This is a genomic window from Lysobacter sp. N42 (assembly GCF_004344885.1).
Map to the genome: position 1 here is coordinate 1 of NZ_SKFB01000010.1, position 26,348 is coordinate 26,348.

Consider the following 26,348-nt stretch of genomic DNA (forward strand, 5'->3'; position numbering starts at 1 on the left):
CCCCCCCGCGTCGCGCCGTCATGCGTTAGCAGGTCAGGCACAGGAAAGGCGACAGTCCGATCGCTTGACAGCCTTCAGAGCAGGAGGCGTATGCTGTAACTGTCATGAACCGTACCCGGACCCGCATGCTTGCACGCCGCCGCGCTTTCGCGCTCGTGGCAATGCTCATGCTGGTGTGGTGCCAGATCGTCGCTGCGGCGCATGCCACGACGATGGCCGGCATGAAAGGGATGGATGACTCGGCCGAAATGGCCGCCATGGTCGGTTGCGCTGGGCTACCCGATACTGACGGCGACGATGCCTCGGACTGCCCGACGGAAGACGCCACGTCCGACGCTGGCAAGCTCCCGGTGTTTACAGCGCTTCCGCCGGTTCCGGCCTTTGCGCTGGCGCGTGCACAGGACCGTGGATCCGCTGGGCTCGCACGCTATGAACTGCCGCAGGGTCGGGCTCCACCCCGATCCCGGCTGTGCTCCTGGCTGATCTAAACAACTCTGATCGCTGATGCCTGGTTCCGTCACCGCGGGTGACGGCCTGATGTCGTGATTGGAGTTTTTTTATGCCTGTGTGTTTTTCTCCGCGCCCCATGCGCGCGGTGTCCCGGCGCCTTTGCGCCGGGGCGGTCGGCGTGCTGCTGACCACCTCCGTTGCCTTCGCGGCTCCGCCCGCCGGCAGCCCGCCGGGACTGATCGCGCCCGCCCACCTCGCCTCACATAGCGCAGTACGCGGTGCGCTCGCGCTCGACGAAGCGATCCGTCTGGCACTGGCGCGCGCGCCGATGCTCCAGGCCCGGCAGGCCCGGATCGAGGCGGCCCGGCAGGAGGCGCGTCGCGCCGGGCAGTTGCCTGATCCGGAGCTGATGCTCGGGATAGACAACCTGCCGATCACCGGCCCGGACGCCCTGGACTTCAGTGCCGATGAGATGACGCAAAAGCGCATCGGCCTGCGGCAGGTCGTCCCCGCCCGGGCCAAGCGCGCCGCCGCGCGCGCCTTGGCTGCGCGCCGGGTCGACGAGGCGCTGGCCAGCGGCACAGCGCAGGCGATCGAAGTCCGCCGCGCCACCGCGCAGGCTTGGATCGACGTCTGGGCGGCTGCGCGGGAGCTGCACGCGCTGGGAATGTTGAGGGAGGAGGCGGTGCTCGCCTCGAAGGTGGCGTCCGCCCGGGTCAGCACGGGTGCCGAGTCGCCGTCCGACGCGCTCGCCACGCAGGCCGAGATCATCGAGCTCGACAATCGCATCGCGGGCGTCAAGGCCGAGCGTGATGCGGCGCTCGCCGACCTCGGTCGGTGGACGGGCGTGGAGATCGGGCCGGGGGCCAGCGACGGACCTGACCTCGACACGCTGCCCGTTCCGGTGGAGCGGCTGCTCGCATCGGTTGATCGACTGGGCCCGCTGCTGCAGACCAATGCCCAGGTCGAAACCGCCGCTGCCGCGATCGATGCCGCACGCGCGGAAAAGCGACCCGACTGGAGCGTGGGCGCCGCCTACGGCCAACGCGACGGCGGGCGCAGCGACATGATCATGCTCGAGGTGGGGATCGGCCTGCCGCTGTTCCCGCGCAACCGTCAGGACCGCGGCGTCGCCGCGCGCCGGGCCGAGTACGACGCGACGGTGCACGAGCGCGAGGATCTGCGACGCCAGCTCGCCGGGCAGATCCGCGCCGACCTCGCGCGCTGGCAGGGTCTGAAGCGCCAAGTATCGCTGCACGTCGACTCGCTACTCCCGCTTGCGCGCGATCGCAGTGCGGTGGCCATGGCCGGTTACCGAGCCGGCGGCGAGCTGCAGCCATGGATCACCGCGCGTCGCGCCGAGATCGAAGCCCACCTCTCGCACGCCGAACACCTCGGGGAGCTCGGCCACGCCTGGGCCGCCCTCGCGTTCCTTCTGCCCCAGGAGGGCACGCGATGAACCCTCGCATCAAACCGCTGGCGCTCGCCGCCGCGGCATTCGTTCTCGTCGCCGCAGCAGTCGCGGGCGGCTACTGGTGGGGCCAGTCGAAAGACACCGGCGCAGTGGCAGCCGCCGCGTCGAGCGAGCGGAAGATTCTCTACTGGTACGACCCGATGGTCCCGCAGGAGCGCTACGACAAGCCCGGCAAGTCATCCATGGGCATGGAGCTGATCCCCAAGTACGCCGACGAAGGCGGCGGGGGCGGGGAGCGCAAGGTCCTGTACTGGTACGACCCCATGGTCCCGGACCAGCGTTTCGACAAGCCGGGCAAGTCGCCCTTCATGGACATGGAGCTGGTGCCCAAGTACGCCGACGGCGACGCCGGCGCTGACAGTGGGATCAGCATTACCCCCGGCGTACGCCAGAACCTGGGCATGCGCACGGCCATCGTCGAGCGCGGCAGCCTGGCCGGTACCGTGCAGGCGCCAGGCACGGTGACGTGGGACCTGCGCAAGGAGCGCGTGGTCAGCGCGCGCGTGGACTCGATCGTCGATCGCCTGCACGTCAAGGCGCCGTATGAAACCGTCCGGGCAGGCCAGCCACTTGCGAGCGTGATCGCGCGCGAGTGGAGCACGGCGATGGCCGAGGCCCGCGCGCTGCGCGGTGCGCGCACCGCGGCCGCACGCAACATGGGCTCGGCGGCCAGTGAGCGCCTGCGCGTGCTGGGCATGCCGGCCGGCGCGCGAACGGGTGCCGGCGGCACGGTCACATTGACCTCGCCCGTCTCCGGCGTGGTCAGCGAGATCGGCGTGCGCGAAGGCGAGTCCGCTGGCATGGGCACGCTGCTCTTTCGGGTGAACGGCACCGACACCGTCTGGCTCGAGGCCTCGGTCCCGCAGGCCAGCGTCGGCGACATCGTGCGTGGCACGCCCGTCACCGCGACGGTCACCTCGATGCCGGGTCGGACGTTTGCAGGCCGGGTGGAGGCATTGCTGCCGCAGCTCGATGCGACCAGCCGCACGCAGAAAGCCCGCATCGTGCTGGACAACCCCGGCGGAATGCTGGCGCCGGGCATGTTCGCGCAGGTCACGATCCAGCCGGTCGATGGCATCAAAGTTCCCTTGGTGCCGATCGATGCGCTCATCGGCAGCGGCACGCAGGCGCGCGTGATCGTGCTCGGTCCGGATGACCGCTTCAAGCCGGTACTCGTGCGCACCGGCCGCAGCGGCGGCGGCAAGACCGAGATACTCGAGGGCCTGTCCGGTGGCGAGCGCGTCGTGACCTCCGGACAGTTCCTCATCGACTCGGAAGCCAACCTCTCCGGCGCGCTCGCGCGTTTGGGCGTCGGCGCGCCCGACGAGCCGGCCCCGGCCAAGCCGCAGGGCGCGGGCACGAAGCCCCCGGTGTCGACCAAGTCCGGCACGCCTCGCACGTCAACCGGCGCGAACGCGCCCAAACCTGCGCCGGCAGCGGCCAAGCCCCCAACGCGCAAGGTCCTGTACTGGTACGACCCGATGGTCCCGGACAAGCACTTCGATAAGCCGGGCAAGTCGCCGTTTATGGACATGGAGCTCGTGCCCAAGTATGCGGACGAGGCGAAGAAGGAGACCGGCCGATGATCGCGCGGATCATCCTCGCGTCGATCCAGAACCGCGTCTTCGTGCTGGTCGCAGCGCTGGCGCTCGCAGCCGTGGGCGTCTGGTCGGTCAAGAACACGCCGCTGGATGCGCTGCCCGACCTGTCGGACACGCAGGTGATCATCCGCACCGAGTGGCCGGGCCAGACGCCGCGCATCGTCGAGGATCAGGTCACCTATCCGCTGACCACGACGATGCTGTCCGTGCCCGGCGTCAAGGCGGTCCGTGGCTTCTCGTTCTTCGGCGACTCGTTCGTCTATGTCCTCTTCGACGATGAGACGGACCTGTACTGGGCCCGCTCACGCGTGCTTGAGTACCTGAGCCAGGTACGCGACAGGTTGCCGGCGCAGGTCAGCCCTTCGCTCGGGCCGGATGCAACGGGCCTGGGCTGGATCTACCAGTACGCGCTCGTCGACCGCAGTGGCAAGCATGACCTTGGCCAGCTGCGTGCGATGCAGGACTGGTTCCTGCGCTACGACCTCAAGACGATTCCCGATATCGCCGAGGTCGCCAGCATCGGCGGCATGGTGCAGGCCTGGCAGATCGTGCCCGACCCGCAGGCACTGTCGGCTCGTGGCATCACCGTCGCCGCCCTGATCGAGGCGATCGAATCCGCCAACGGCGCGACAGGCGGTTCCGTGATCGAGCAGGGCGAAGCCGAGCTGATGGTGCGAAGTGAGGGATACCTGCAGTCCCGCGAGGATTTCGAGCAGGTGCCCGTGATGACTGGTGCCGACGGCATCCCTGTCCTGCTCCGCGACATCGCGATGGTCCAACGCGGCCCGGCGCTTCGCCGTGGCATCACCGAGCTCGACGGCGAAGGCGAAGTCGCCGGCGGGATCATCATCCTGCGCTCCGGGAAAAACGCCCTCGCTGCGATCGAGGCGGTGAAGGAGAAGCTCGAAGGCCTCAAGGCGAGCCTGCCCAAGGGCGTGGAGATTGTCCCGGTCTACGATCGGTCCGAGCTGATCAACGAAGCCGTGCGCAACCTCACCCACAAACTGGGCGAGGAGTTTGTGGTGGTCGCGCTGGTCTGCGCATTGTTCCTGTGGCACCTGCGCTCGGCGCTCGTGGCGGTGATCAGTCTGCCGCTGGGCGTGCTTGCCGCCTTCATCGTGATGCACCAGCAGGGCTTGAGCGCGAACTTGCTTTCGCTCGGTGGCATCGCGATCGCCATCGGTGCGATGGTCGACGCGGCGGTCGTAATGATCGAGAACGCGCATAAGCATCTGGAGCACTTCAAGGATCGGACCGGGCGCGAGCCGGAGGGGGAGGAGCGCTGGAAGCTTATGGCTGAAGCCTCGATCGAGGTGGGCCCGGCGCTCTTTGTCAGCCTTCTGGTGATCACTCTCTCGTTCGTGCCGGTGTTTGCGCTTCAGGCGCAGGAAGGCCGCCTGTTCTCGCCGCTGGCCTACACCAAGAGCTATGCGATGGCCGCAGGTGCGGGTCTCTCGATCACGCTGGTGCCTGTGCTGATGGGCTACCTGATCCGCGGCAAGATCCGGCCCGAAGCACAGAACCCGCTCAATCGGATCCTCATCCGCGGCTATCGCCCACTGCTGGAGGCCGTGCTCAAGCACCCGCGTTCGACGTTCGCCGCCGCGGCGCTCGTGCTCATGGCGACCGCGATCCCCTACGCCAAGCTCGGCAGCGAATTCATGCCGCCGCTGGATGAGGGCACGCTGCTCTACATGCCCACCGCGCTGCCGGGGCTGTCGGCCGGCAAGGTTTCCGAGCTGTTGCAGGTCACCGACCGGATGATCAAGACCGTGCCGGAGGTGGAGCACGTGTTCGGCAAAGCCGGCCGTGCGGAGACTGCGACCGACCCCGCGCCGCTTGAGATGTTCGAGACGACGATCACCTTCAAGCCGCGCAGCGAATGGCGAGAGGGCATGACGCCCGAGAAGCTTCGACAGGAGCTCGACGCGGCGGTGAAGGTGCCGGGACTGACGAACCTGTGGGTTCCGCCAATCCGCAACCGCATCGATATGCTGGCTACCGGCATCAAGAGCCCGATCGGCGTCAAGATCTCCGGCTCGGACGTCGAGGTGCTCGCCCGGCTGGGCGACCGGATCGAGCAGGTGGCTACGACCGTGCCCGGGGTGAGCTCGGCTCTGGCCGAACGTATCGCGGGCGGACGCTATCTCGATGTCACCGCCCGCCCGGAGGTGGCGGCGCGGTACGGCCTGAGCCAGGCGGATATCCAGCGGATCATCGCGACCGTCATCGGCGGCGAGCCGGTCGCCGAAACCATCCAGGGCCGAGAGCGCTATCCGGTCGTCGTGCGATATCCGCGTGAGATGCGCGATTCGCCACAGGCGCTGGCGAACCTGCCGGTCATCGCACCCGGTGGCGTGCAGCTGACCCTCGGGCAGGTGGCGGAGATCGGCTACTCCGACGGCCCGCCGATGCTACGAAGCGACAACGCGCGGCTGACGAACTACGTCTACGTCGACGTTGTCGATCGCGATCTGGGCTCGGTCGTCCGCGATCTTCAGAAAGCGGTCGCCGAGCAGGTGCCGATGCCGGCCGGCTACGCGGTGGGCTGGTCCGGCCAGTACGAGTACCTCAAGCGTGCGAGCGAGCGCCTGCTGATCGTCGTGCCCGCCACGTTGCTGATCATCTTCGGGCTGATCTTCCTGGTGTTCCGCAAGCTTGCGGAGGCCTCGATCATCATGCTGAGCCTGCCGTTCGCCCTGGTGGGTGGGTTGTGGCTGGTGTGGCTGCTCGGGCACGACGTCTCGGTCGCCACGCTGATCGGCTTCATTGCACTGGCCGGTGTCGCGGCCGAGTTCGGCATCATCATGCTGCTGTACCTGCGCCATGCGTGGGACGGGCAGCTCGCGCGCAATCCCGGCGCTGGATTCGCCGAACTCGACGACGCGATCCGGGAAGGCGCCGTGCAGCGCGTACGCCCGAAGGCCATGACCGTGGCGGTGATCCTCGCTGGGCTGTTCCCGATCCTGATCGGAGGCGGCGCGGGCTCGGAGGTCATGCAGCGCATCGCCGCGCCGATGGTGGGCGGCATGCTCAGCGCCCCGCTGCTGTCGATGCTCGTGATTCCCGCCGCGTATCGCTTGCTCGAGCGCCGGCGCATCACACGTGCACGCAACTCCGCACAGCCCGCTACCGCCACCGGGGAGGCTCCGTGAGCCGGCCGCCGAGCGCGATGGCGCGCACGGCGCGGCGCGCTGGGCCTGCGTCTTCGTCCTCGTCGTACCGATCGTGCTGCAGGGCTGCTGCATCGCGTGTCCCTCTTCCAGCAGCCGCCGACCAACCGTTCCACCACCCATCGAACTAGAAGGAAGTCGTCATGAAGATCCAGATCGCACTGCTCGCCGCGGCCCTGCTCGCCGGCTGCGCCCAAGACAGCGGAAACGCGGAGTCGGATGTGGCGGCGACGCCGGCCAGCTCAAACGCGGCAACAGCGCCCGCTCAGCCCAGTCCTTCGGCCGCCGACATGAACATGTCCGAGGCTGACCACCAGAAGATGGCGGGTAGCACCGCTGCGCAGGGTGCGAGTCAGGCAACGGGCGTTGGTGTTGTCAAGTCGATTGACTCCGCGAACGGGAAGGTCACGATCGCGCACGACCCGATCGAGTCGCTCAAATGGCCGGCCATGACGATGGCCTTCAACGCATCGCCTGACCTGCTAAGCGCGGTCAAGGAAGGCGACAAGGTCCAATTCGAGTTCAGCCAGAACGCGGGTACAAGCACGCTATCTGCGCTTGTGAAGCAGGACTGATTACTTTCACGCGTGAGCTTGTCTGTGCGGAAACGTCAGATGCGGATGCCATCGCTTGCAGAGCCGAGGGAGTTATTGGAGGGCTCTCGCGGGGTCGCATGAACACGTCTGCAGAGCGCGGTTAAGGGGTGCTTGCTTAGGGGCGGCGTCTCGGGCGCGTCGAAATTCGCCCGAACTCAAAGGAGTACGACCATGCAACATGAACTGAGCCAAGCCATCCGCGACTGCATCGCGGCCTGCAACGACTGCGCAACCGAGTGTGGCACCTGCTTCTCGCACATGACGGGGCAAGGCAGTAACAACGATTGCCCAGCCTGTTGCGTCGACTGCGCTGCACTCTGCCGTCTGGCTGCCGATGCCTTGGCGCGCAATAGCAAATTCGCGCGCGATATCTGCGAGCTCTGCGCACGCGTATGCGACTGGTGTGCTGAACAATGCGCTGCGCACGACGATGAGCACTGCCGCCGCTGTGCGGAAGCCTGCCGCCGCTGCGCCGAGGCATGCCGCGCTATGTGATACCAGGTGCCCGCCGGGAGGCGGGCACCTGTTTTAGCGGGTGGTTGGATGGCCTCGTCGCCTATGGGCTGGAGTGGCCACTATTGATCGCGCCGCTTGGCAGATGGGCCATCCACCGACCCCAGCGCCGCAATAAGGGGACACTGGATGCGGCCGCGGCCGGAATCACAACGCCCGATGAGCTCGGACAACACTCCTTCCAAGCGGTTGAGGCTATCCAGTCGGGCGCGAACTTCTTCCAGCTTGCGCGAGGCGAGCTTCCGCGCCTGCCCGCAGCCGGAGCCATCGTCGAGCTGAAGCAGGCTTGCGATTTCGTCGAGGGAAAAACCGATCTTCTGGGCCGCCTTGATGAAGCGAAGCCGTTCGATCTCGCGCGAACCATATCGGCGGATGCGTCCATCCGTCCGCTTAGGCTCCGGCAGAAGACCCCGTCGCTGGTAGTACCGGATGGCCTCGATACCTACACCGGTTTCTGCCGCCATCCGACCGATCGTGAGATTTACCAGTGCCTCGGACATCTCGTCGCTTCCGTAGTTAGCTACGGACTCAGCCTAGCGCGGAAGGCCTGAACGAGCGACTAGATTGGGTATTGACTCCGTACTCCACTACGGAAGTAGGGTCGACCTACGAATTACCGGATGGGCTTTATGGCTGACGAAAAAAAGAACGCGGCAGTCCTTGCCGCCGGGGGTGTGGCGGCGCTTCTCGCCTCCGCCTGCTGCCTGGGCCCACTGCTGCTGGTTTCGGTTGGCCTGAGCGGCGCCTGGGTGGGGCAGCTGCAGGTCCTGGAGCCCTTTCGCCCGTACAGCATCGGCATTGCACTCGTCGCCTTGTTCTTCGCCCATCGCCGGATCTTCAGGCCGCAAGCGGCCTGTAACCCGGGCGACGTCTGCGCCGCCCCCCGTAATCGGACGATCTATAAGGGCATCTTCTGGGCTGTCGCTGTTCTGGTGCTGGTCGCCATCGCCTATCCCTACGTCGTTCCATACCTTTTCTGAGGCATCTCCCATGAAGACTGCACTGTTGGCTCTGACACTGGCCCTGGCTGCTGTCGTTGGCACCGCCGAGGCGGCCGATCGCACCGTGACACTCGCGGTGAAAAACATGTCCTGCGTGACATGCCCAATCACGGTGAAGGCTGCGCTCAAGCGGGTTCCGGGTGTGCGTAGCGCCGAGGTCGACTTCAAGACCAAGCTCGCTGTGGTGTCTTTCGACGACACCAAGACCGACGCCAAGGCGCTTGCAAAGGCTTCGACGGATGTCGGCTTTCCGGCGAGCGTGAAGTAAGCATGGCGTCGACAGACGAAATCATGGTGCGAGTCGCCGGCATGGCCTGCGGCGGCTGTGCGCAGCGCATCCAGACAGCATTAGAAAAGACGCTAGGCGTCCAGGGCGCGGAAGTCTCCTATCCCGATGGGCTTGCTCGTATCCGCGGCAACGGGCTTGACGCGTCGGCGCTCGCCTCACAGATCGCAGCGCTGGGTTACCGCACCTCCATCGAAGGCGCGGCAGTGGAGGCGGCCGACTGCTGCGTATCCGCGTCCACGTCCGATAGCGCGTTGCGCGTGGCCATCATCGGCAGCGGAGCTGGGGCGTTTGCTGCGGCGATCCGCGCTGCCGAGTCGGGTGCGAAAGTGACGCTCGTCGAGCGGGGGGTGACCGGGGGCACGTGCGTCAACGTCGGCTGCGTCCCGTCGAAGATCTTCATCCGTGCGGCCCACGTCGCACAGAGCCGGCGTCACAGCCCGTTTGATGAGGGCATCGAAGCGGCACGGCCGAAGATCGACCGGGGCGTATTGCTCGCGCAGCAGCAGGCGCGTGTTGAGGAGCTGCGTGCAGCTAAGTACGAGAACATCCTTGAGGGGAACCCGAACATCGAGCTCGTGCGTGGCACGGCACGGTTCAAGGATGCGCACACCCTCACCGTAGCGCTGGCAGACGGCGGCACGCGGGAAGTCGCATTCGACCGGGCTCTGATCGCGACCGGCGCCCACGCTGCCGTCCCGCCGATTCCGGGGCTCGCGGGTACGCCGTACTGGACGTCCACAGACGCACTCGAGAGCGACGTGCTCCCCGACCGGCTGGTCGTCATCGGTTCCTCAGTCGTTGCCGTTGAGTTCGCACAGGCGTTCGCGCGACTGGGCAGCCAGGTGACGATGCTTGCGCGGAGCACACTCTTCTTCCGGGAAGACCCGCTGGTCGGTGACACGATCACTGCTGCGCTGGCAGCCGAGGGCATCACGGTGCTAGTACACACCCAGGCGAACGAGATCGCCTACAGCGGCGACGAGTTCGTCCTGGCGACTAACAACGGCGAGGTTCGTGGGGACCGGCTGCTGGTGGCAACGGGCCGTACACCCAATACAGCGGACCTCGGGCTCGAACACGTCGGCGTGCACCTTGGTGCACGGGGCTCCGTCATTGTCGACGCAAGCCTGCGCACGAGTGCGCCCCACATCTTCGCGGTGGGCGACTGCACCGACCAGCCGCAGTACGTGTATGTCGCAGCGGCCGGCGGAACTCGGGCAGCGATCAATATGACCGGCGGCGACGCGGTGCTCGATCTGTCGATCGTGCCCGGCGTCGTGTTTACCGACCCCCAGATCGCGACGGTGGGCTATAGCGAGATGGAAGCCCACCTCACCAGCATCGAGACGCAGGTTCGCGTCCTGACCCTGGACAACGTGCCGCGGGCGCTCGTGAATTTCGACGCCACCGGCTTCGTGAAGATCGTGGCCGAGGCGGGTACGGGCAAGATCTTGGGCGTGCAGGCGGTATGCGCCGAGGCCGGCGAGATCATCCAGTCAGCCGCCTTGGCGATCCGCGCCGGCATGACGGTCCAGGACCTCGCGGGCCAGCTGTTCCCTTACCTGACGATGGTGGAAGCGCTGAAGTTGTGCGCGCAAACCTTCTTCAAGGACGTCGGCCAGCTGTCGTGCTGCGCCGGTTGAGCCTCGCACCAATGGATTCGAGCAGCGCTATGAACGAACAGAACCCCCCGCCCGTTGCTCGGGCCGCCGACAAGGCCGGCGTTATCGGCGCGATCGTCTCGGCCATTGGGTGCGCTGCGTGCTTTCCAGCGCTGGGCAGCTTGGGCGCTGCGTTGGGCCTGGGCTTCCTCAGCCAGTACGAAGGGATGTTCATTCGCATCCTGCTGCCGCTTTTTGCCTTGGTTGCGCTGCTGGCGAACGTCATCAGCTGGCGCAGGCATCGCAGCATGCTTCGCGGGATCCTCAGCGTCCTTGGCCCATTGCTCGTCTTGGCGGCGGTATTCGTCATGCGGGGTATGAGCGTCCGCACCGGATTCCTGCTCTATCCGGGTCTGACGCTCATGATCCTGGTGGCCTTGTGGGATTTGCTTGCCCATCGAACTGCGCGAGCCTGAGGTGCGACTCCTGACCGCTGGAAGCCCGGAATAGCCAGCTAGGCTCCGCAGGCGTTGGGCTAAGCCGGCGTTCAATGGCCGCTTGACTCTGTAGCGGCTCCAGACCTCAGGATTGACACGGTCAATCTACGGAGCCCCACGCATGGCCGAGACTTACGACGTCGTCATTATTGGCGGTGGACCGGGCGGATACCCGGCTGCGATCCGGGGCGCGCAATTAGGCTTGAAGGTCGCCTGCGTCGAACGGCGACGGCGCCTGGGTGGAACATGCCTGAACATCGGGTGCATCCGTCCAAGGCCCTGCTCGAGTCGACCGAGCGCTTCCATGCGGCGTCCAGCGAGTTTGCCACTCATGGCGTCGAGTTCGATGGCCTGCGGGTCAACCTTGCCCGGCTGCTGGCTCACAAGGACGACGTCGTCGCCGGGCTAGGCACTGGAATCGACTTCCTGTTCAAGAAGCATGGCGTGACCCGTCTGCAGGGCAACGGTCAGATCGTAGCGTCCGGTCAAGTGGAGGTCACGGACGACGCAGGGCATGCGCAGACGATCTCGGGCCGGTCCGTCATCATCGCAACGGGCTCCGACAGTTCGCCGCTTCGCGGTGTCGAGATCGACGAGGATCGAGTCGTCTCGTCTACAGGGGCACTCTCATTTCCTGAGGTGCCCAAGCACCTAGTAGTGATCGGTGCAGGCTATGTAGGCCTGGAACTTGGTTCCGTCTGGCGCCGTTTGGGCGCCAAAGTCACCGTCGTCGAGTACCTCGATCGGATCACCCCCGGGATGGATGCCGAGGCAGCCACAGTGCTGCACAAGGCACTGAAGTCACAAGGGTTCGAGTTCCGTCTCTCCCAGAAGGTCGTCGCCGCGACGCTGAGCGGCGACGACGTCGAGCTCGCGATCGAGCCCGCCAGCGGCGGTGCCAAGGAGTTGCTCCGAGCGGACCGCGTCCTCGTCTCGATCGGGCGTCGTCCGTTCATCAAGAGCTTGAATCTTGAGCAGCTCGGTGTCGAGCAAGACGCGAAGGGCTTCATCAAGGTCGACGACCACTGGCGCACGAATGTCGAAGGGATCTACGCGATCGGCGATGTCATCGGTGGCGCGATGCTCGCGCACAAGGCGAGCGAAGAGGGTGTTGCGTTGATCGAGCAGCTGGCGGGACTGCCGGGGCATGTGAACTACGGGACGATCCCGGCCGTGATCTACACGGCACCCGAGGTGGGCTCGGTCGGTCAGACGGAGGAGCAGCTCAAGGCTGCAGGCATCCCATACAAGGTGGGGCGATTCCCCTTCAGCGCCAGCGCGCGTGCACGTGCCAAGGCGCAGACCGACGGGCTCGCCAAGGTGCTGGCGCACGCGGAGACGGACCGCATTCTTGGCGTACACATCGTGGGCCCGGAGGCGGGCTCGCTCATCCATGAGGCCGTCGTCGCGATGGAGTTCAACGGATCGGCGGACGACGTGGCGCGCAGCTGCCACGCCCATCCCACGCTCCCGGAGGCCCTGAAGGAAGCTGCGATGGCGGTGAACGGCTGGGCCCTGCACATCTAGGGAGAGGGTTTGCTCCTTCCTTGTCGCGTGTCTGATCGCCGCAGACCGCCCACTGGTGGGGTGATCTACGCCCTAGTTGCGGGCGCAGGGGTGCCCGCACCGCGTGGAGCCGGCGCGGGAATATCGAAGACGAGCACGGTCATGGTCAGCTCGCGATTGCTATCGGCCGGGTGGTGCATCACGAACCGGTACCCGGACTCGTGGGTCCAGGCAAGCGTCCGCTTGTAGTTCGCGTGGGCCTCGGTGGTCTTCTTGACCTCCTCCAGCACTTTCGTCGTATCCCTGTTTCGATTGAAGACGACGATTGCGGTCTTGGTATCGCGCCAGGCGGAATAGCCGAGCAACTGGTCGATCGTCGCCGCGTAGCCCTTGGCGCCTTTCCAGAACTTGCACTCGGCAATGAAGATGTTCCTGTCCTGCTCCCGGATCAGGATGTCGGTCTTGCCCAGGTTGTTGAACGTCTCTCCCGTCGCGGTACCTTGGTAGTGGCCGTTCAGCTGTACGAGGTAGTGGTCGCGAAGGGACTCCTCGTCCATCCACGCGAAGGTCGCCGGGCTGCGCTCCATGACGGTCGTCATGTTCTGGATCACGTCGAGGATGTGGTCGTAATGCTCCATCGCCAGGACAGGCTCCGGCTTGAACGGCGCAGTCGAGGCCGCCGGCAACGTAGGCAGTGCCTTCCTGCGCACGGCAGGAACGACATACGTCTCCGGTGCGCTTGCACGCTCACGCAACGGGATGCCGAGTCCAGCGACCAGGCCCTGCTGGTGGAGGACTTGCTCGCGTCGTCGGCGGATCGCTTGGTCGGCAATCGCACCCAGAGAGCCGTTATAGGCCTCCAGGTCATTCCTGATCCATGCGAGGTGCCGCTCCACTTCGTCGATCTCGCGATCGATCAAAGCACGGACCGCCTCGGGCCCTCCCTGCTGGCCAGGCGTAAACGCCAAGGTCAGCGTCTGCGCTCCGACGACCCCTCGAGGCGGCGACATCGTGAAGGTGCTCGCCCGCGACATGAAGAGGTCCCGGTCCCCAACGAACGGAATGTGCACGTAAAGCCGCCGGACCGTTGCAGTGAACCGGTGACCGTAGTCCTCCCTCGTCTCGGTTTCCTCTTTCGACTCGACGCTCCACTGGTCCCGGTAAAGCGCAGGAGGCTCCATGTGGTACTTCTCGACGAAGAAGCGGGCAAGGTCGTCAGGTGATGTGTTCAAAAGCCGGTTGGGGTCGAGCGCGCGCACTTCGCTATCGATCGCCTGGCGGCGTGCATCAAGCGATGCGCGAAGGTCGAGATTGCTGAAAAGCAGATTGCTGCGGTCTGACAGGCCCATTCATGGCTTCCTTCTCGGTCGACCCCAAGGTCACTCAACGTGACGAGCCCATCGGACAACACTTGGTAATTCCTAAGCTTTCCGGACCAAAGTTGGGCCCAGTTCCTGGATCGATGTCTGCTTCAAGAGCTTGAGCAGCAAGGGTTTCAGGTTCTCGTCCCGGTGATTGAACCGGTAGCAAACCTCGGCCAGGTACAGGTGGAAGTATTCGCGGGGTACGCCGCGGTAGGGATAGAGCCAGTTCTTGGCATAGCTCCAGAAGCCTTCGATGCCGTTGATGTGCTCGCGCCCGACCGGCCGGCCTTTCTCCTTGCGGATCATCACATGCTCGCCGCGCAGCTTGAGCGTGGCATAGGCCTGCCACTCGTCGGTGTAGTAGAGCGCACCCTCCCGCGTGTGGGCCTCGATCTCGCGCATGACTGATACGCGGTCGTGCGCCGGGATCGGCAGCGCTTTGACCCGGCCATTGCGCTTGATCAGCCCGAAGACGATCACCTTGCCCGCCGCGCCCCAGCCCCGCTTGCCCTTTCTGGCGCCACCAAACGTGGTTTCGTCCAGTTCGACGGCACCTTCGAACGGCTCCCGCAACTGCTCGACCTGGGCGCAGCAGGCCCGCAGCAGGCGATAGAAGCGCTCCCTTGAGGCCGCGCTGGTATCGGACAGGAAACGCTGCCGGTAGGACGGAACGCCCAGCACGAACAGCTCCAGCAGGCGCTGCTTTGTGGCCATCGGCAAACGCACCGAGTCCCAGACCGAGGTCCAGCTGAAACGCAAGCCACAGGCCCGGCACTTCAATCGCCCATCACCCAACCGATAGTGCCGACATCCTCCGCACTCCGGGCATCGCTTCATGACCAAATCCTCTCAGATCTGGTCCGGTTTGCTTAGGAATTACCCAACACTTCCGCGGCTGCGTCTCGAGGTGCCTGCATTGTTGCACCGGAGCGAGCCGCGCCCCAGCGACGGCTCTAGGCTGCAGCCAGGCGTCGCAGATTTTGAGACGGCTGCAAGGAGGATGCGATAAGGGATCAACTCAGGGGTGTGGGTATGGACAGAAGTGCGTGGATGTTGGTGAGAGCGTGTCTACCCGGTGCAGTGCTATTCGCCGGAGCGCTGGTGTCGGCCGCAGGACTTGCCGGCTTGAATCGAGGGCCATTGGCTGCAGGCTTGTTCGACATGCTCCGGTGGGTACCGATCGCGATGGCGGGAGTGGGCTTTCTGCTCCTAGGCGCCGCAAGTTATCGGCTATGGCGCTGGGAGCGCGGGATCGGCCCGTCGTGCGTCACGTGCGGTGGCCCGTTGGGACACGAGCGCGAGGGGCGCGCCAATCGCGGCGGCGCATTTCGGCGGTGCTATGCCTGCGGCAAGGCTGTGAACCACCGGTACTACGCCCATCAGTAGCGGAAACCATTGGAGATCGGGTATCGCCGTTCGCGCCCAAATGCGCGTCGACTGACCTTGGGTCCAGGGGCAGCCTGCTGCCGTTTCCACTCCGCGATGCGAACCAATCGCAGGATCTTGTCGACGAGCTGCTCGTCAAAACCGGCAGCGACGATCTCGGCGCGCGACTGTTCCTGATCGATGTGCCTGAAGAGCAGCGCGTCCAGGACATCGTAGGGCGGTAATGAGTCCTGGTCCTTCTGATCGGGCCGCAGCTCCGCGGAGGGAGCGCGCTGGATGACGCCCTGGGGGATCGCGAGGGGTCCCACGGTGTTGCGCCAGTGCGCGAGGCGGTAGACCTCGGTCTTGTAGACGTCCTTGAGCGGTGCATAGCCGCCGACCATGTCACCGTAGATCGTGGCGTATCCGACCGCGTATTCGCTTTTGTTGCCTGTGGTCAGCACCAATCCGCCGAGCTTGTTGGACAGCGCCATCAGCATCGCTCCGCGGATGCGCGCCTGCAGGTTCTCCTCAGTGATATCGATAGCCGCGCCTTTGAACACCGGCGCGAGCGTATCCAGATATGCCTGGAAAGGCGTCTCGATCGGCAGCGTCAGCATCGGCACGCCCAGCGCTTCGCATTGCGCCGAGGCCAGATCGTTCGAGAGCTCCGCCGTGTAGCGCGAGGGCATGCGCACCGCGGTGACGTTGCTGCCGCCCAGTGCGTCGGCGGCGATCGCGAGCACCAGTGACGAGTCGATCCCACCTGAGAGGCCCAGGATCACCTTGTCGAACCCATTCTTCTTGCAGTAGTCGCGAGTGCCGATGACCAGCGCCTGGTACATCAGGCCGTCCTCGCTTTCATCCGCGCTGCGTGGCCAGGCGATCGGCGTGAAGGTCTGCAGTTCCGGGTCGAAGTCCGTGATCAGCAGGTGTTCCTCAAACGCGGTGGCAGCCGGGGCGACCGCACCGCGGGCGTCTGCCAGCAGCGACGCCCCATCGAAAACCGTAGAGTCCTGCCCGCCCACGACATTGACGTAGGCGATGGCAGTCCCGTTGTCCCGCGCACGCTCGGCAAGGAGCGCATCGCGCTCGGCATGCTTGTGGCGTTCGAAAGGCGAGGCGTTCGGCACGAGCACCAGGCGCGCACCCGCCGCGGTGGTCTCGGCCATCGGCTCCAGACCCCACAGGTCCTGGCAAATCAACAGGCCAATTGGAACCGGGCCGACCTGGAAGACGCAAACGCCCCCGTCCGGATCGGTCTCGAAGTAGCGGCGTTCGTCGAAAACAGCGTGATTGGGCAGATCCCGCTTGCGGTAGGTCGTTTCGATGCGCCCGTCGCGAATGACGCTCGCAGCGTTGTAGACCACGCTTCCCGCCGCCTCCGGCCAACCGACGACCGCGACGATGCCCTGCGTCGAATGCGCAATGGCCCGCACGGCCGTGTCGCACTCCGCGAGGAACTGGGGGCGAAACAGCAGGTCCTCCGGCGAATAGCCGCTGACGCAGAGTTCGGGGAAGACGATCAGGTCAGCCCCGTGTGCGTCGCGCGCCTGCTCGATGAGCGTCTGGATGCGCCTGACGTTGCCGGTGATGTCTCCGACCGGGAAGTCGTACTGGGCCAGGGCGATGCGCATCACGCCGCCTCGCCCGGGGCAGGAGAGTGCTTGAGGGCGTCGAGGATGGTGCACTGGGCCCGAACGCCGCCGCCGCAGCTGCTGATGGTGCGCTCCAGCTCGCGCGCCACGCGCTGCAGGTCGCGAATGCGTTCCTGGACGTCGATCAGGTGCTGCTGCGCGAGGCGGGTGACGTCCTCGCACGCCAGGTCGCCGTCCTGGTCCAGCCGCATCAGGCTTCGGATCTCGTCCAGGCTGAAGCCCAGATCCCGACCCCGGGTAATGAAGCGCAGACGCTCCACGTCCTGCTCCGAATACGACCGGTACCCGCTGCCCGTCCGGGTTGGCGCCGGCATGAGGCCGATCCGCTCGTAGTACCGAATCGTTTCCAGGTGGCAGCCGCTTGCCTGGGAGGCTTCGCTGATCTTCACGCTCGGATCCCTTGACTCTGTAGTCGCTACGGACTCTACGATGCCGGCTCCGTCGAAGCGTGAAAAGTCGATGTCCCCGATTGCCTGGCGCTGCGTACTGTCCGCCCTCCTTGCCGTGGTGGGGCTGGCCTCCGCTCGTTCGGCACGGGCGGCCGACCCGGCGGCCGAGGCGCGGCAGGCATGGCAGCTGCTCGACTACATCGCGGTCGACTACCCCGCGGCGATCCAGAGCGGTGAGGTGGTCGACGCGGGCGAATACGCGGAGATGCGGGAGTTCACCGCATCCGTCAGCGCGAAGCTGGCCGCATTACCGCCGGGCGCGGGGCACGCGGCGCGCCTTGCGAATGCCAAGCAACTGGAAGGGCTGGTGGCCGAGCGCGCTGACGCAGAGCAGATCGCCCGCAGCGCAGGTGCCTTGGCGTCGGAGCTCCTGACCGTCTACAGGATCGAGGCCGCGCCCGCGGCTGTCCCCGATCTGGCGCGGGGCGCGGCCCTGTACGCCCAGCAGTGCACCGCGTGCCATGGCGCGACCGGCCGAGGCGATGGTCCCGCTGCCGCCGGCATGGATCCGCCCCCGATCGCCTTCACCGACGCCGACCGTGCAAAGCACCGCAGCCCGCTGTCGCTCTACCAGGTCATTTCGCAAGGACTGCCGGGCACCGCGATGATGAGCTACGCCCATCTGTCAAACGATGATCGATGGGCCTTGGCCTATTACACCGGCGGACTGGCGTACGACGCGGCGGCCCGGGAACAGGGTGCGGCGGTCTGGGCAGACAACGAGCAGGTGCGTCGCGTATTTCCCGACCTGGCTGCGTTATCGGGCGCTACCGAAGCCGACATCTCGAAAACGCTGGGAGCGGACAGGGCGCGCGCGATCACCGCCTATCTGCGTGGTGAGCCGAGTGCCGTGGCCGCCTCCTCGCCGGTCAACAGCAATGCATCTCTAGCGCTGGCCCGTCAGCGCCTGCAGCAGAGCGTTGCCGCCTACCGGTCGGGTGACCGGGGGCAGGCGTCGGCACTGGCTTTGTCCGCGTATCTCGACGGTGTCGAGCCTGTCGAGCCGCAGCTCGGGTCGCGGAACCGCAAGCTTCTCCGACAGATCGAGTCCGCCATGGCGACCCTTCGCGCCAGGATCGGCGAGGGCGCACCGACCTCCGCCGTCGAAGCTCAGGCCGCAGCGGTCGGACAGCTGCTGGACCGCAGCGAGTCGGCGCTTGCCGACCGGAGCAATAGCACCACCACAGCGTTCCTGGGCAGCTTCACCATCCTCTTGCGCGAAGGGGTCGAAGCCCTGCTGATCGTCATCGGCATGATCGCCTTCCTGCGCAAGGCCGAGCGCAGGGATGTGCTGCCGTACGTGCATGCCGGATGGATTGGTGCACTGTTGGCGGGCGGCGTAACGTGGGCCATCGCGACGTATGCAGTCAGCATTAGTGGCGCGGAGCGGGAGGTCACCGAAGGGCTGTCGGCACTGTTCGCGGCGATCGTCCTGCTCAGCGTCGGGATCTGGATGCACCAGAAGAGCATGGCCGGCCGCTGGCAGCAGTACCTGCAGGAGAAGATGTCCGCGGCGCTCACACGACGTTCCGCGACCTTCCTGTTCGTGCTGTCGTTCGTCGCGGTATACCGCGAGGTCTTCGAGACCATCCTGTTCTACGCCGCGATGTGGAACGAACACGACAGCTCCGCGATCCTCGCCGGGCTGGGCTTGGGCCTGGTCGTCCTGGCCCTCATCGCATTCGCGCTGCTGCGACTGGGAACGCGTTTGCCGATCGGCCAGTTCTTCCGCTTCAGCTCGATCCTGATCGCCGTCCTTGCCGTGGTCCTCGTGGGCAAGGCGGTGGCGGCGCTGCAGGAAGCCGGCTGGATCAGCCAGGCCTTGGTTGCCGTGCCACAGATCGAGTGGCTGGGCCTTTACCCGACGTGGCAGTCGATCCTCGCCCAGCTCGCGGTCGCGGCGATCGCCATCTTCGGCTTCGTCGCCAATGCGCGTGGCGCAAAGGCCATGCCTGCCGCGCACGAGCCTCCGAGAGGTGCTGCATGATTGCGGTACTTCGCCCCTGGGCATGGATGCCTAGCGGCAATACCGGTGGTGCATGAGTCGGCGCGCTGCGCTCGATGCCAGTTACCGATGAAATCCGTCCCTTTCTGGAACCCCGCCGATGAGTGACTGCGGCTGCCACCACGAAGCGAAAAATGCTCAGGAGCGCAAGATCCTGACAATCGCGCTTGCCCTCAACGCGACGATGGCCGTCGTCGGCGGTATTGCGGGCTGGATCGGCCAGTCCACAGGCCTGCTCGCCGATGCGCTCGACATGCTGTCGGACGCCACTGCCTACGCCATCGGCCTGGTCGCCATCGGCCGCACCGCGAGCTTCAAGGCCAACGCGGCCACGCTCAGCGGCATCGCCCTGCTGCTGCTCGGCCTGGGCGTCCTGTTCGAGGTGGGACGTCGCGTGGTCTACGGCGCCGAGCCGGCCAGCGGGTGGATGATCGGCACGGCCGCCGTGTCGCTCATCGTGAACATGTCGGTCCTTCGGATGCTCGCTCCGCTCAAGTCCGGCGAGGTGCATCTCCGGGCCACATGGATATTCACGCGCGCGGACATCGTCGCAAACGTGGGTGTGATCGTGGCGGGCATGCTCGTGTTTTGGCTGCGTTCACCTATTCCTGACTACGTCATCGGCACCCTGATCGGGCTCTACGTCGTCAAGGAAGCCGCGTCGATCCTGGTGGAAGCGCGCCGCGCGCGTCGCGGCGGCCCGACGCCCAACGGGTCGAGCTAGGTGCTTGGTAGAGCCTGCCATCGCCGAGCGGTTGCTCCAGACCCGGCGGTCGGCACCCACCCTTTTGAAATAGTGTTCAGCTTGATGATCGCCTAACCTATCCACCGTGCTGAGCTGGAATGGCCCCCGCTGGAGAAACACGCTTCGCGTGCTCGCGTTGGCGCTGCTCGTGCTCAGCATGGTGGCCCGGCCTGTGCTAGCTGCGATCGGAGAGGCGCACGAACTGGCGCATGATCCTAGCGGTCGGCATGCTCATGTCATCGAAGCGGGCGGACCGGCCGCGGACGCCGGGCCCGAAGAACGCTCGGTCGGGCACGCCCTGCTCCATTTCGCGCACTGTTGCGCCCAGCTGTCGGTGGCCATGGCGGATGGGCTGTTCATCCCCGCCGTAATGCCGCGCAGTTCGCTCGCGGTGCGCCCCGAGGTGGCGCCACCCGGTTCGGGCGCCCGCGTCTCGCCGTTCCGACCTCCCATCGCGGGCTGACGAACGCGCCGGTTAACGCGGCGCACCGCTTTTCGTCTCATCTTCCCTGGAGTTTCCCCCATGCGATCGCGATTCGCGGCTACGGCCGCGTGCGTCGCAGCGATGCTGTTCACCCTTTCTGCATCCGCTGCCGACCGTTTGACCCTTGACGATGCGTTTGCGCGCGTCGGGCAGGCACACCCTGATTTGCGACTGGCCGGCGGCCAGCGCAACGTATTGAATGCGGAACTCGACCGGGCGAGCTTCAGGCCGCCGCTCGTGGTCGGCGCATCGGCCGAGAACATGCTCGGGACCGGCGAGGCGAGCGGCCTGTCGGGCGCGGAGCTGACCCTCACTCTCGCATCCGTCCTTGAACGCGGCGGCAAGCTCGACGCCCGCCGCGCGCTGGTGCAGTCGCGGATCGACTCGCTGGCGATCCAGCGGGAGGCCAAGCGGCTCGACCTCCTGGCGGAAGTGGCGAGGCGCTACCTCGCCGTCGTTTCGGCGCAAAAGCAGCGCGAAATCGCCGACCTTGACATCGCGCAGCGCCGCCGAACCGTCGCAGGTGCCCGGGAGCGGCTGAATGCCGGCGCCTCACCCGAATCGGTCGTACTTACCGCCGAGGCCATGCTCGCCCGCGCCGAGCTGGAACGGGCCCGCGCCGTGCAGCGCGAGGCCGGCGCGCGGCAGCATCTGGCCGCCCTGTGGGGCGAGCGCGACCCGAATTTTCAAGTGGTCGCGACCAATCCCATGGCGCTGCCGAAGGTGTCGGGCTTCGACGAGTTGACGACATGGCTCGCCCGCACGCCCGAGATCGCCCAATTCGCCGGCGAACAGCGCATCCGCGAAGCGCGGCTGCAGCTGGCTCGCACGCAGGCGACCCCGGACATTGACTGGCAGGTCGGCGTGCGCCGGCTCCAGGCGACGGACGACTTCGGCTTCGTGGCCAGCGCCTCCATGCCTCTGGGGGCACGCACCCGCGCGCAGCCCGAAATCCGGGTGGCGGAGGCCGAGCTCGCGCTGCTCGAGATCGAGCGCGAGAGCCGCAACATCTCGCTGTATTCGACGCTCGCCGACGCGCATGCGCGCTACCTGTCCGCGCAGCTCGAGGTGCGCCGGCTCGCTAGCGACGTGATCCCCAAGCTCGGTCGCGCCGAGGCGGCTGCCGAGCGGGCATACCGCGCGGGCGCCATCAGCTATCTCGAATGGGCGCAGTTGCAGTCCGAACGCACCAATGCCCGCAAGCAACAACTCGAAGCCGCGCTGGAAGCCCAGCGCGCCCTGATCGAAATCCAGCGCCTGACCGGCCAGCCCTTCGTGGCGGCCCCCGCAGAGCGCGTATCCGGAGAGACCCCATGAGGCGCCCCGTTCTGATCCTGTCCGCACTGGCCTATGCCCTGCTTCTGGCCGGCTGCGGCGACAAGTCGACCCCCGCGGAAAACAGGGGAGGCGCAGAGGCCAGCGAGCATGCTGAGGGCGAGGAGCATGCGGAGGGCGAGGCCGGCCACGCGGAGGGCGAGGGCGAGGAAGGCGGCGGCCACGCGGATGAAGTGCCGTCGACCACCATGCCCGCGCAGCGCGCCGCCGCCAATGGCGTCCGGTCCGAGCGGGTCGGGCAGGGGACGATCGCCGACCAGCACGAGGTGCAGGGCCTGCTGACGCCGGTCGAGGGCAGCATCGCGAAGGTGCAGGCCCGTTTCCCGGGGCCGATCCGAGCGCTGCGCGCGAACGTCGGCGATACGGTGCGTGCCGGGCAGCCGCTGGCCACGATCGAGAGCAACCTGAGCCTGACCACCTACACGGTGAGCGCGCCGATCTCGGGCGTCGTCCTCGCGCGCGACGCATCGGTGGGCGCTGTCGCCACCGAAGGCTTCGCCCTGTATGAGATCGCCAATCTCGGCGACCTGTGGGTCGACCTGCATGTCTTCGGCCGGGATGCGCAACACATCGGCCCCGGCAACGCCGTGGTCATCACGCGCATGAGCGATGGCGAGACCGCCGAGACCCGCATCGAACGCATCCTGCCCAGCACGGCCACCGCCAGCCAGAGCACGGTCGCCCGGGCACGGATCAGGAATTCGGACGGCATGTGGCGCCCGGGTTCGGCGGTACGTGCTCGCATCACGGTGGACCAACAGGCCACGGCCATGACGATTCCGCTGACGGCCGTGCAGAAGGCCGGCGAGGAAGACGTGGTCTATGTCGTCGCGGGCGAGAAATACACGCAGCGGGTCGTGCGGCTGGGCAAGCGCGACGCACGCCGCGTCGAGGTGCTTTCGGGCCTCAAGCCGGGCGAGGTCGTCGTGACCGAGCAGAGCTTCCTCATCAAGGCGGACATCGAGAAGTCGACCGCCGAACACGACCACTGAGGCGGCCGCGACCATGCTCGAGAAAATCATCCGAGTCGCGATCGCGCATCGGTGGCTGATGCTGGTTCTCACTCTGGCGCTCGTGGGCGTCGGCGTGTGGAGCTTCACCAAGCTGCCGATCGAGGCGACCCCCGACATCACCAACGTCCAGGTCCAGATCAACACCGAGGCACCGGGCTATTCGCCGCTCGAGGCCGAGCAACGCGTCACCTTTCCGATCGAGACGGCGGTCGCCGGGCTCCCGGGCCTGGACTACACCCGCTCGCTTTCGCGCTACGGGCTCTCGCAGGTGACCGTCGTGTTCAAGGACGGGACCGACATCTTCTTCGCGCGGCAACAGGTGTCCGAGCGCCTGCAGCAGGCCCGGTCGCAACTGCCGCCCGGGCTGGAACCGATGATGGGCCCGATCGCCACCGGCATGGGCGAGATCTTCATGTACACGGTGAAAGCCGAGCCCGGCGCCCGCAAGAAGGATGGCTCGCCCTATACGGCGACTGATCTTCGCACCCTGCAGGACTGGGTGATCCGCCCGCAGCTTCGCAACGTGCCGGGCGTGACGGAGGTCAACACCATCGGCGGCTACGAGCGGCAGATCCACATCACGCCGGATCCTGCCGTGCTGGTGTCGCTGGACTTCACGCTGGAGGACATCGTCACCGCGTTGGCCGCCAACAACCAGAACGTCGGCGCCGGGTACATCGAACGCAACGGTCAGCAGTTGCTCGTCCGTGTCCCTGGCCAAGTCGATGACCTCGAGGCGATCCGCAACATCGTGCTGGACCGGCGCGAGGGCGTACCGATCCGCGTGCGCGACGTCGCGGCCGTCGGCGAAGGCAAGGAGCTGCGCACCGGTGCGGCGACCGAGAACGGCGAGGAGGTCGTCGTCGGCACCGTAGTGATGCTCGTGGGGGCCAACAGCCGGGACGTCTCGCAGGCCGCGGGCGCGAAGCTCGCGGCTGCCAATGCCAGCCTCCCCAAGGGGGTGCGCGCCGAGCCCGTGTACGACCGGACCTCGCTCGTCGATCGCACGATCAAGACCGTCGCCAAGAACCTGGTCGAGGGCGCGCTGCTGGTGATCGTGGTGCTGTTCCTGCTGCTCGGCAACATCCGGGCTGCGCTCATCACCGCGGCGGTCATTCCTCTGGCGATGCTGTTCACCCTGACCGGCATGGTGCGTGGCGGAGTATCGGGCAACCTCATGAGCCTGGGCGCGCTCGACTTCGGCCTGATCGTCGACGGCGCGGTCATCATCATCGAGAACTGCCTCAAGCGCTTCGGCGAACTCCAGCAGCGCCTGGGCCGGACCATGACCGACGAGGAGCGCTTCGATGCGACGGCATCGGCCACCGCCGAGGTGATCCGCCCCAGCCTGTTCGGCGTGGGCATCATCACGGCCGTGTATTTCCCGATCTTCGCCCTCTCCGGAATCGAGGGGAAGATGTTCCATCCCATGGCCATCACGGTCGTCCTTGCACTGACCGGCGCGATCCTCCTCTCCCTCACCTTCGTGCCGGCGGCGATCGCGCTGTTCCTGGGCGGCCGCGTGGCGGAACACGAGAACAAGGTGATGGCCTGGTTCTCGCGGCGCTACGCGCCGCTGCTGTCCTGGACCCTGCGGCACCGGTGGCCGGTGATCGGCTCGGCGCTCGGGCTGGTCGTCCTGACCGGCCTGCTCACCACGCGCCTGGGCTCGGAGTTCATTCCCAATCTGGACGAGGGGGACCTGACGGTCCAGGCGCTGCGCATTCCGGGCACGAGCCTGACGCAGTCGCTCGAGATGCAGGAAAAGCTGGAGAAGGCCTTGGCGAAGGTGCCGGAGGTCAAGCGTGTATTCGGCAAGATCGGCACGGCCGAAGTGGCCAGCGACCCGATGCCTCCCTCGATCGCCGATACCTTCGTGATGCTCAAGGATCGCGACGACTGGCCTGATCCGGGCAAGCCCAAGGACCAGCTTGTCGCCGAGATCCAGGAGCTGCTGGAGACCATACCGGGCAACAACTACGAGGTGACGCAACCCATCCAGATGCGCACGAACGAGCTCATCTCGGGCGTTCGCGCGGACGTCGCAATCAAGATCTACGGCGACAACCTCGACCAGCTCGTGCGCACGGCCGCGCAGGTGCAACAGGTGATGAGCCAGGTCGAGGGGGCGTCCGACGTCAAGACGGAGCAGGTGACCGGGCTGCCGCTGCTCACGGTCGAGCCGGACCGGCAGGCGCTGGCCAACTACGGCCTCAACCCGTCCGACGTGCAGGACACCGTCGCCACCGCGATCGGCGGCGAGGAGGCGGGCCAGCTGTTCGAGGGCGACCGCCGGTTCGACCTGGTGGTTCGTCTGCCGGAGGAGATGCGCCAGGATCCGGCCGCCCTGGGCGATCTGCCCATCGCGCTCGGGGGTGGCGGCAGTCAGGCCGACGAATCGGGACGAGAGGCCACATGGCGCGGCGGCGAAGCGCGCACCGTCCCGTTGCGCGAGGTCGCGCGCGTGGAGTCGCAGCTCGGGCCGAACCAGATCAATCGCGAGAACGGCAAGCGGCGGATCGTGGTGACCGCGAACGTGCGGGGCCGCGACCTGGGTAGCTTCGTCCAGGACCTGCAATCGGCGGTCAACGCCAAGGTCCGACTGCCGGAAGGCTACTGGATCGACTACGGCGGCACGTTCGAACAGCTGGTCTCCGCAAGCCGCCGTCTGGCGGTCGTCGTGCCCGTCACGCTGATCGTGATCTTCGGCCTGCTGTTCATGGCCTTCGGTTCGGCGAAGGATGCGTCGATCGTGTTCAGCGGCGTACCACTGGCCCTGACCGGCGGCGTGATCGCGCTCTGGCTACGCGGCATTCCGCTGTCGATCTCTGCCGGCGTCGGCTTCATCGCGCTTTCGGGTGTCGCGGTGCTCAACGGCTTGGTGATGATCGCCTTCATCAAGAACCTCCGCGAACAGGGCGTTCCGCTCGACAAGGCGGTCTTCGACGGGGCAGTGGCGCGCCTGCGGCCGGTGCTCATGACGGCGCTGGTCGCGTCCCTGGGCTTCGTGCCGATGGCGCTGAACGTGGGCGCGGGCTCCGAGGTCCAGCGGCCACTCGCCACCGTGGTCATCGGCGGGATCGTATCGTCGACCCTGCTGACGCTGCTCGTGCTGCCCGTGCTGTATCGCTGGCTCCACAAGGAGAACGACGAACCGCTGGAGCCGCCGCATCCCGAGCTGACCCATCGTGCCGCCTGACGCGCAGCTCTTGGCGAGGAGGCGTTTCCG

Annotated in this window: 22 protein-coding genes; 17 read left to right on the top strand and 5 right to left on the bottom strand. The window is 66.5% G+C overall.

Annotation, left to right across the window (positions count from 1 at the left end):
- The first annotated feature begins 125 nt into the window (after window positions 1-125).
- From EYQ95_RS14955 to EYQ95_RS14980, 6 genes are all read left to right on the top strand, one after another.
- Window positions 126-488 (top strand): hypothetical protein, encoded by a 363-nt coding sequence (locus EYQ95_RS14955; RefSeq protein WP_132328025.1) that lies wholly within the window; start codon window positions 126-128, stop codon window positions 486-488.
- Between the two features lie 140 nt (window positions 489-628).
- Window positions 629-1,909 (top strand): TolC family protein, encoded by a 1,281-nt coding sequence (locus EYQ95_RS14960; protein WP_243699943.1) that lies wholly within the window; start codon window positions 629-631, stop codon window positions 1,907-1,909.
- Entirely contained in the window at window positions 1,906-3,510 is a 1,605-nt protein-coding gene (locus EYQ95_RS14965) for an efflux RND transporter periplasmic adaptor subunit (RefSeq protein ID WP_165924747.1), read from the top strand. Before EYQ95_RS14960 ends, EYQ95_RS14965 begins: the two co-directional genes overlap by 4 nt.
- Complete coding sequence (locus tag EYQ95_RS14970; RefSeq protein ID WP_132328027.1) at window positions 3,507-6,680, top strand: efflux RND transporter permease subunit; 3,174 nt, start codon at window positions 3,507-3,509, stop codon at window positions 6,678-6,680. The genes EYQ95_RS14965 and EYQ95_RS14970 overlap by 4 nt, the downstream gene beginning before the upstream one ends.
- A gap of 161 nt (window positions 6,681-6,841) precedes the next feature.
- Window positions 6,842-7,273 (top strand): copper-binding protein, encoded by a 432-nt coding sequence (locus tag EYQ95_RS14975; protein WP_132328028.1) that lies wholly within the window; start codon window positions 6,842-6,844, stop codon window positions 7,271-7,273.
- 192 nt (window positions 7,274-7,465) lie between these two features.
- Window positions 7,466-7,789, top strand: a complete 324-nt coding sequence (locus tag EYQ95_RS14980) for a four-helix bundle copper-binding protein (protein ID WP_132328029.1) — start codon at window positions 7,466-7,468, stop codon at window positions 7,787-7,789.
- An 80-nt stretch (window positions 7,790-7,869) separates the two neighbouring features.
- Here EYQ95_RS14980 and EYQ95_RS14985 read toward each other — a convergent pair whose 3' ends face one another.
- On the bottom strand, window positions 7,870-8,307 hold the full coding sequence (locus EYQ95_RS14985) for a MerR family transcriptional regulator (RefSeq protein WP_132328030.1): 438 nt from the start codon (window positions 8,305-8,307) through the stop codon (window positions 7,870-7,872).
- A gap of 129 nt (window positions 8,308-8,436) precedes the next feature.
- Here EYQ95_RS14985 and merT point away from each other — a divergent pair, with 129 nt between their 5' ends.
- The 5 genes from merT (at window position 8,437) to lpdA (ending at window position 12,722) form a co-directional block, all read left to right on the top strand.
- Entirely contained in the window at window positions 8,437-8,787 is a 351-nt protein-coding gene (merT, locus tag EYQ95_RS14990; protein WP_132328031.1) for a mercuric ion transporter MerT, read from the top strand.
- A gap of 10 nt (window positions 8,788-8,797) precedes the next feature.
- Window positions 8,798-9,076 carry a mercury resistance system periplasmic binding protein MerP gene (gene merP / locus EYQ95_RS14995; RefSeq protein WP_132328032.1) on the top strand — a complete coding sequence of 93 codons (279 nt, stop codon included), beginning with the start codon at window positions 8,798-8,800 and terminating at the stop codon, window positions 9,074-9,076.
- Window positions 9,077-9,078: 2 nt separating this feature from the next.
- On the top strand, window positions 9,079-10,740 hold the full coding sequence (gene merA, locus EYQ95_RS15000) for a mercury(II) reductase (protein ID WP_132328033.1): 1,662 nt from the start codon (window positions 9,079-9,081) through the stop codon (window positions 10,738-10,740).
- Between the two features lie 29 nt (window positions 10,741-10,769).
- The gene (gene merC / locus EYQ95_RS15005; protein ID WP_132328034.1) at window positions 10,770-11,174 is read left to right on the top strand and encodes an organomercurial transporter MerC; all 405 of its coding nucleotides are present in this window, start codon (window positions 10,770-10,772) and stop codon (window positions 11,172-11,174) included.
- Between the two features lie 189 nt (window positions 11,175-11,363).
- On the top strand, window positions 11,364-12,722 hold the full coding sequence (gene lpdA, locus EYQ95_RS15010; RefSeq protein WP_243699945.1) for a dihydrolipoyl dehydrogenase: 1,359 nt from the start codon (window positions 11,364-11,366) through the stop codon (window positions 12,720-12,722).
- Between the two features lie 65 nt (window positions 12,723-12,787).
- On the opposite strand, the gene EYQ95_RS15015 is transcribed toward lpdA, so the two are convergent.
- From EYQ95_RS15015 to EYQ95_RS15030, 4 genes are all read right to left on the bottom strand, one after another.
- Window positions 12,788-14,050, bottom strand: a complete 1,263-nt coding sequence (locus EYQ95_RS15015) for a hypothetical protein (protein WP_132328035.1) — start codon at window positions 14,048-14,050, stop codon at window positions 12,788-12,790.
- A 72-nt stretch (window positions 14,051-14,122) separates the two neighbouring features.
- A complete protein-coding gene (locus EYQ95_RS15020; protein ID WP_207916454.1) occupies window positions 14,123-14,779 on the bottom strand; it encodes an IS1595 family transposase in 657 nt (218 codons plus the stop codon).
- A gap of 665 nt (window positions 14,780-15,444) precedes the next feature.
- Window positions 15,445-17,067: an NAD+ synthase gene (locus EYQ95_RS15025; RefSeq protein WP_132328036.1), complete on the bottom strand. Its 1,623-nt coding sequence runs from the start codon at window positions 17,065-17,067 to the stop codon at window positions 15,445-15,447.
- The gene (locus EYQ95_RS15030) at window positions 17,067-17,477 is read right to left on the bottom strand and encodes a helix-turn-helix domain-containing protein (protein ID WP_132328037.1); all 411 of its coding nucleotides are present in this window, start codon (window positions 17,475-17,477) and stop codon (window positions 17,067-17,069) included. Before EYQ95_RS15030 ends, EYQ95_RS15025 begins: the two co-directional genes overlap by 1 nt.
- Before the next feature lie 70 nt (window positions 17,478-17,547).
- Between EYQ95_RS15030 and EYQ95_RS15035 the strand changes: the two genes are divergently transcribed.
- From EYQ95_RS15035 to EYQ95_RS15060, 6 genes are all read left to right on the top strand, one after another.
- Window positions 17,548-19,524 (top strand): cytochrome c/FTR1 family iron permease, encoded by a 1,977-nt coding sequence (locus EYQ95_RS15035; protein ID WP_132328038.1) that lies wholly within the window; start codon window positions 17,548-17,550, stop codon window positions 19,522-19,524.
- 118 nt (window positions 19,525-19,642) lie between these two features.
- Window positions 19,643-20,266 carry a cation transporter gene (locus EYQ95_RS15040; protein ID WP_132328039.1) on the top strand — a complete coding sequence of 208 codons (624 nt, stop codon included), beginning with the start codon at window positions 19,643-19,645 and terminating at the stop codon, window positions 20,264-20,266.
- 148 nt (window positions 20,267-20,414) lie between these two features.
- Window positions 20,415-20,750, top strand: coding sequence for a hypothetical protein (locus EYQ95_RS15045; RefSeq protein ID WP_207916457.1), 336 nt, complete (start codon window positions 20,415-20,417; stop codon window positions 20,748-20,750).
- Between the two features lie 102 nt (window positions 20,751-20,852).
- On the top strand, window positions 20,853-22,088 hold the full coding sequence (locus EYQ95_RS15050; protein WP_243699946.1) for a TolC family protein: 1,236 nt from the start codon (window positions 20,853-20,855) through the stop codon (window positions 22,086-22,088).
- A complete protein-coding gene (locus EYQ95_RS15055; protein WP_132328042.1) occupies window positions 22,085-23,098 on the top strand; it encodes an efflux RND transporter periplasmic adaptor subunit in 1,014 nt (337 codons plus the stop codon). Before EYQ95_RS15050 ends, EYQ95_RS15055 begins: the two co-directional genes overlap by 4 nt.
- A gap of 13 nt (window positions 23,099-23,111) precedes the next feature.
- Window positions 23,112-26,318 carry an efflux RND transporter permease subunit gene (locus EYQ95_RS15060; protein ID WP_132328043.1) on the top strand — a complete coding sequence of 1,069 codons (3,207 nt, stop codon included), beginning with the start codon at window positions 23,112-23,114 and terminating at the stop codon, window positions 26,316-26,318.
- Window positions 26,319-26,348: the final 30 nt, after the last annotated feature.

Bases quoted from the DNA above. Each gene is read 5' to 3' on its own strand.
- EYQ95_RS15025 (WP_132328036.1), bottom strand. From the start codon at position 17,067: ATGCGCATCGCCCTGGCCCAGTACGACTTCCCGGTCGGAGACATCACC.
- EYQ95_RS14975 (WP_132328028.1), top strand. From the start codon at position 6,842: ATGAAGATCCAGATCGCACTGCTCGCCGCGGCCCTGCTCGCCGGCTGC.
- EYQ95_RS15035 (WP_132328038.1), top strand. From the start codon at position 17,548: ATGTCCCCGATTGCCTGGCGCTGCGTACTGTCCGCCCTCCTTGCCGTG.
- EYQ95_RS15015 (WP_132328035.1), bottom strand. From the start codon at position 14,050: ATGGGCCTGTCAGACCGCAGCAATCTGCTTTTCAGCAATCTCGACCTT.
- EYQ95_RS15055 (WP_132328042.1), top strand. From the start codon at position 22,085: ATGAGGCGCCCCGTTCTGATCCTGTCCGCACTGGCCTATGCCCTGCTT.
- merA (WP_132328033.1), top strand. From the start codon at position 9,079: ATGGCGTCGACAGACGAAATCATGGTGCGAGTCGCCGGCATGGCCTGC.
- EYQ95_RS14955 (WP_132328025.1), top strand. From the start codon at position 126: ATGCTTGCACGCCGCCGCGCTTTCGCGCTCGTGGCAATGCTCATGCTG.
- EYQ95_RS14970 (WP_132328027.1), top strand. From the start codon at position 3,507: ATGATCGCGCGGATCATCCTCGCGTCGATCCAGAACCGCGTCTTCGTG.
- merP (WP_132328032.1), top strand. From the start codon at position 8,798: ATGAAGACTGCACTGTTGGCTCTGACACTGGCCCTGGCTGCTGTCGTT.
- merC (WP_132328034.1), top strand. From the start codon at position 10,770: ATGAACGAACAGAACCCCCCGCCCGTTGCTCGGGCCGCCGACAAGGCC.
- EYQ95_RS15020 (WP_207916454.1), bottom strand. From the start codon at position 14,779: ATGGCCACAAAGCAGCGCCTGCTGGAGCTGTTCGTGCTGGGCGTTCCG.
- EYQ95_RS14985 (WP_132328030.1), bottom strand. From the start codon at position 8,307: ATGTCCGAGGCACTGGTAAATCTCACGATCGGTCGGATGGCGGCAGAA.
- merT (WP_132328031.1), top strand. From the start codon at position 8,437: ATGGCTGACGAAAAAAAGAACGCGGCAGTCCTTGCCGCCGGGGGTGTG.
- EYQ95_RS15050 (WP_243699946.1), top strand. From the start codon at position 20,853: ATGCTGTTCACCCTTTCTGCATCCGCTGCCGACCGTTTGACCCTTGAC.
- EYQ95_RS15060 (WP_132328043.1), top strand. From the start codon at position 23,112: ATGCTCGAGAAAATCATCCGAGTCGCGATCGCGCATCGGTGGCTGATG.
- EYQ95_RS15040 (WP_132328039.1), top strand. From the start codon at position 19,643: ATGAGTGACTGCGGCTGCCACCACGAAGCGAAAAATGCTCAGGAGCGC.
- EYQ95_RS14965 (WP_165924747.1), top strand. From the start codon at position 1,906: ATGAACCCTCGCATCAAACCGCTGGCGCTCGCCGCCGCGGCATTCGTT.
- EYQ95_RS14980 (WP_132328029.1), top strand. From the start codon at position 7,466: ATGCAACATGAACTGAGCCAAGCCATCCGCGACTGCATCGCGGCCTGC.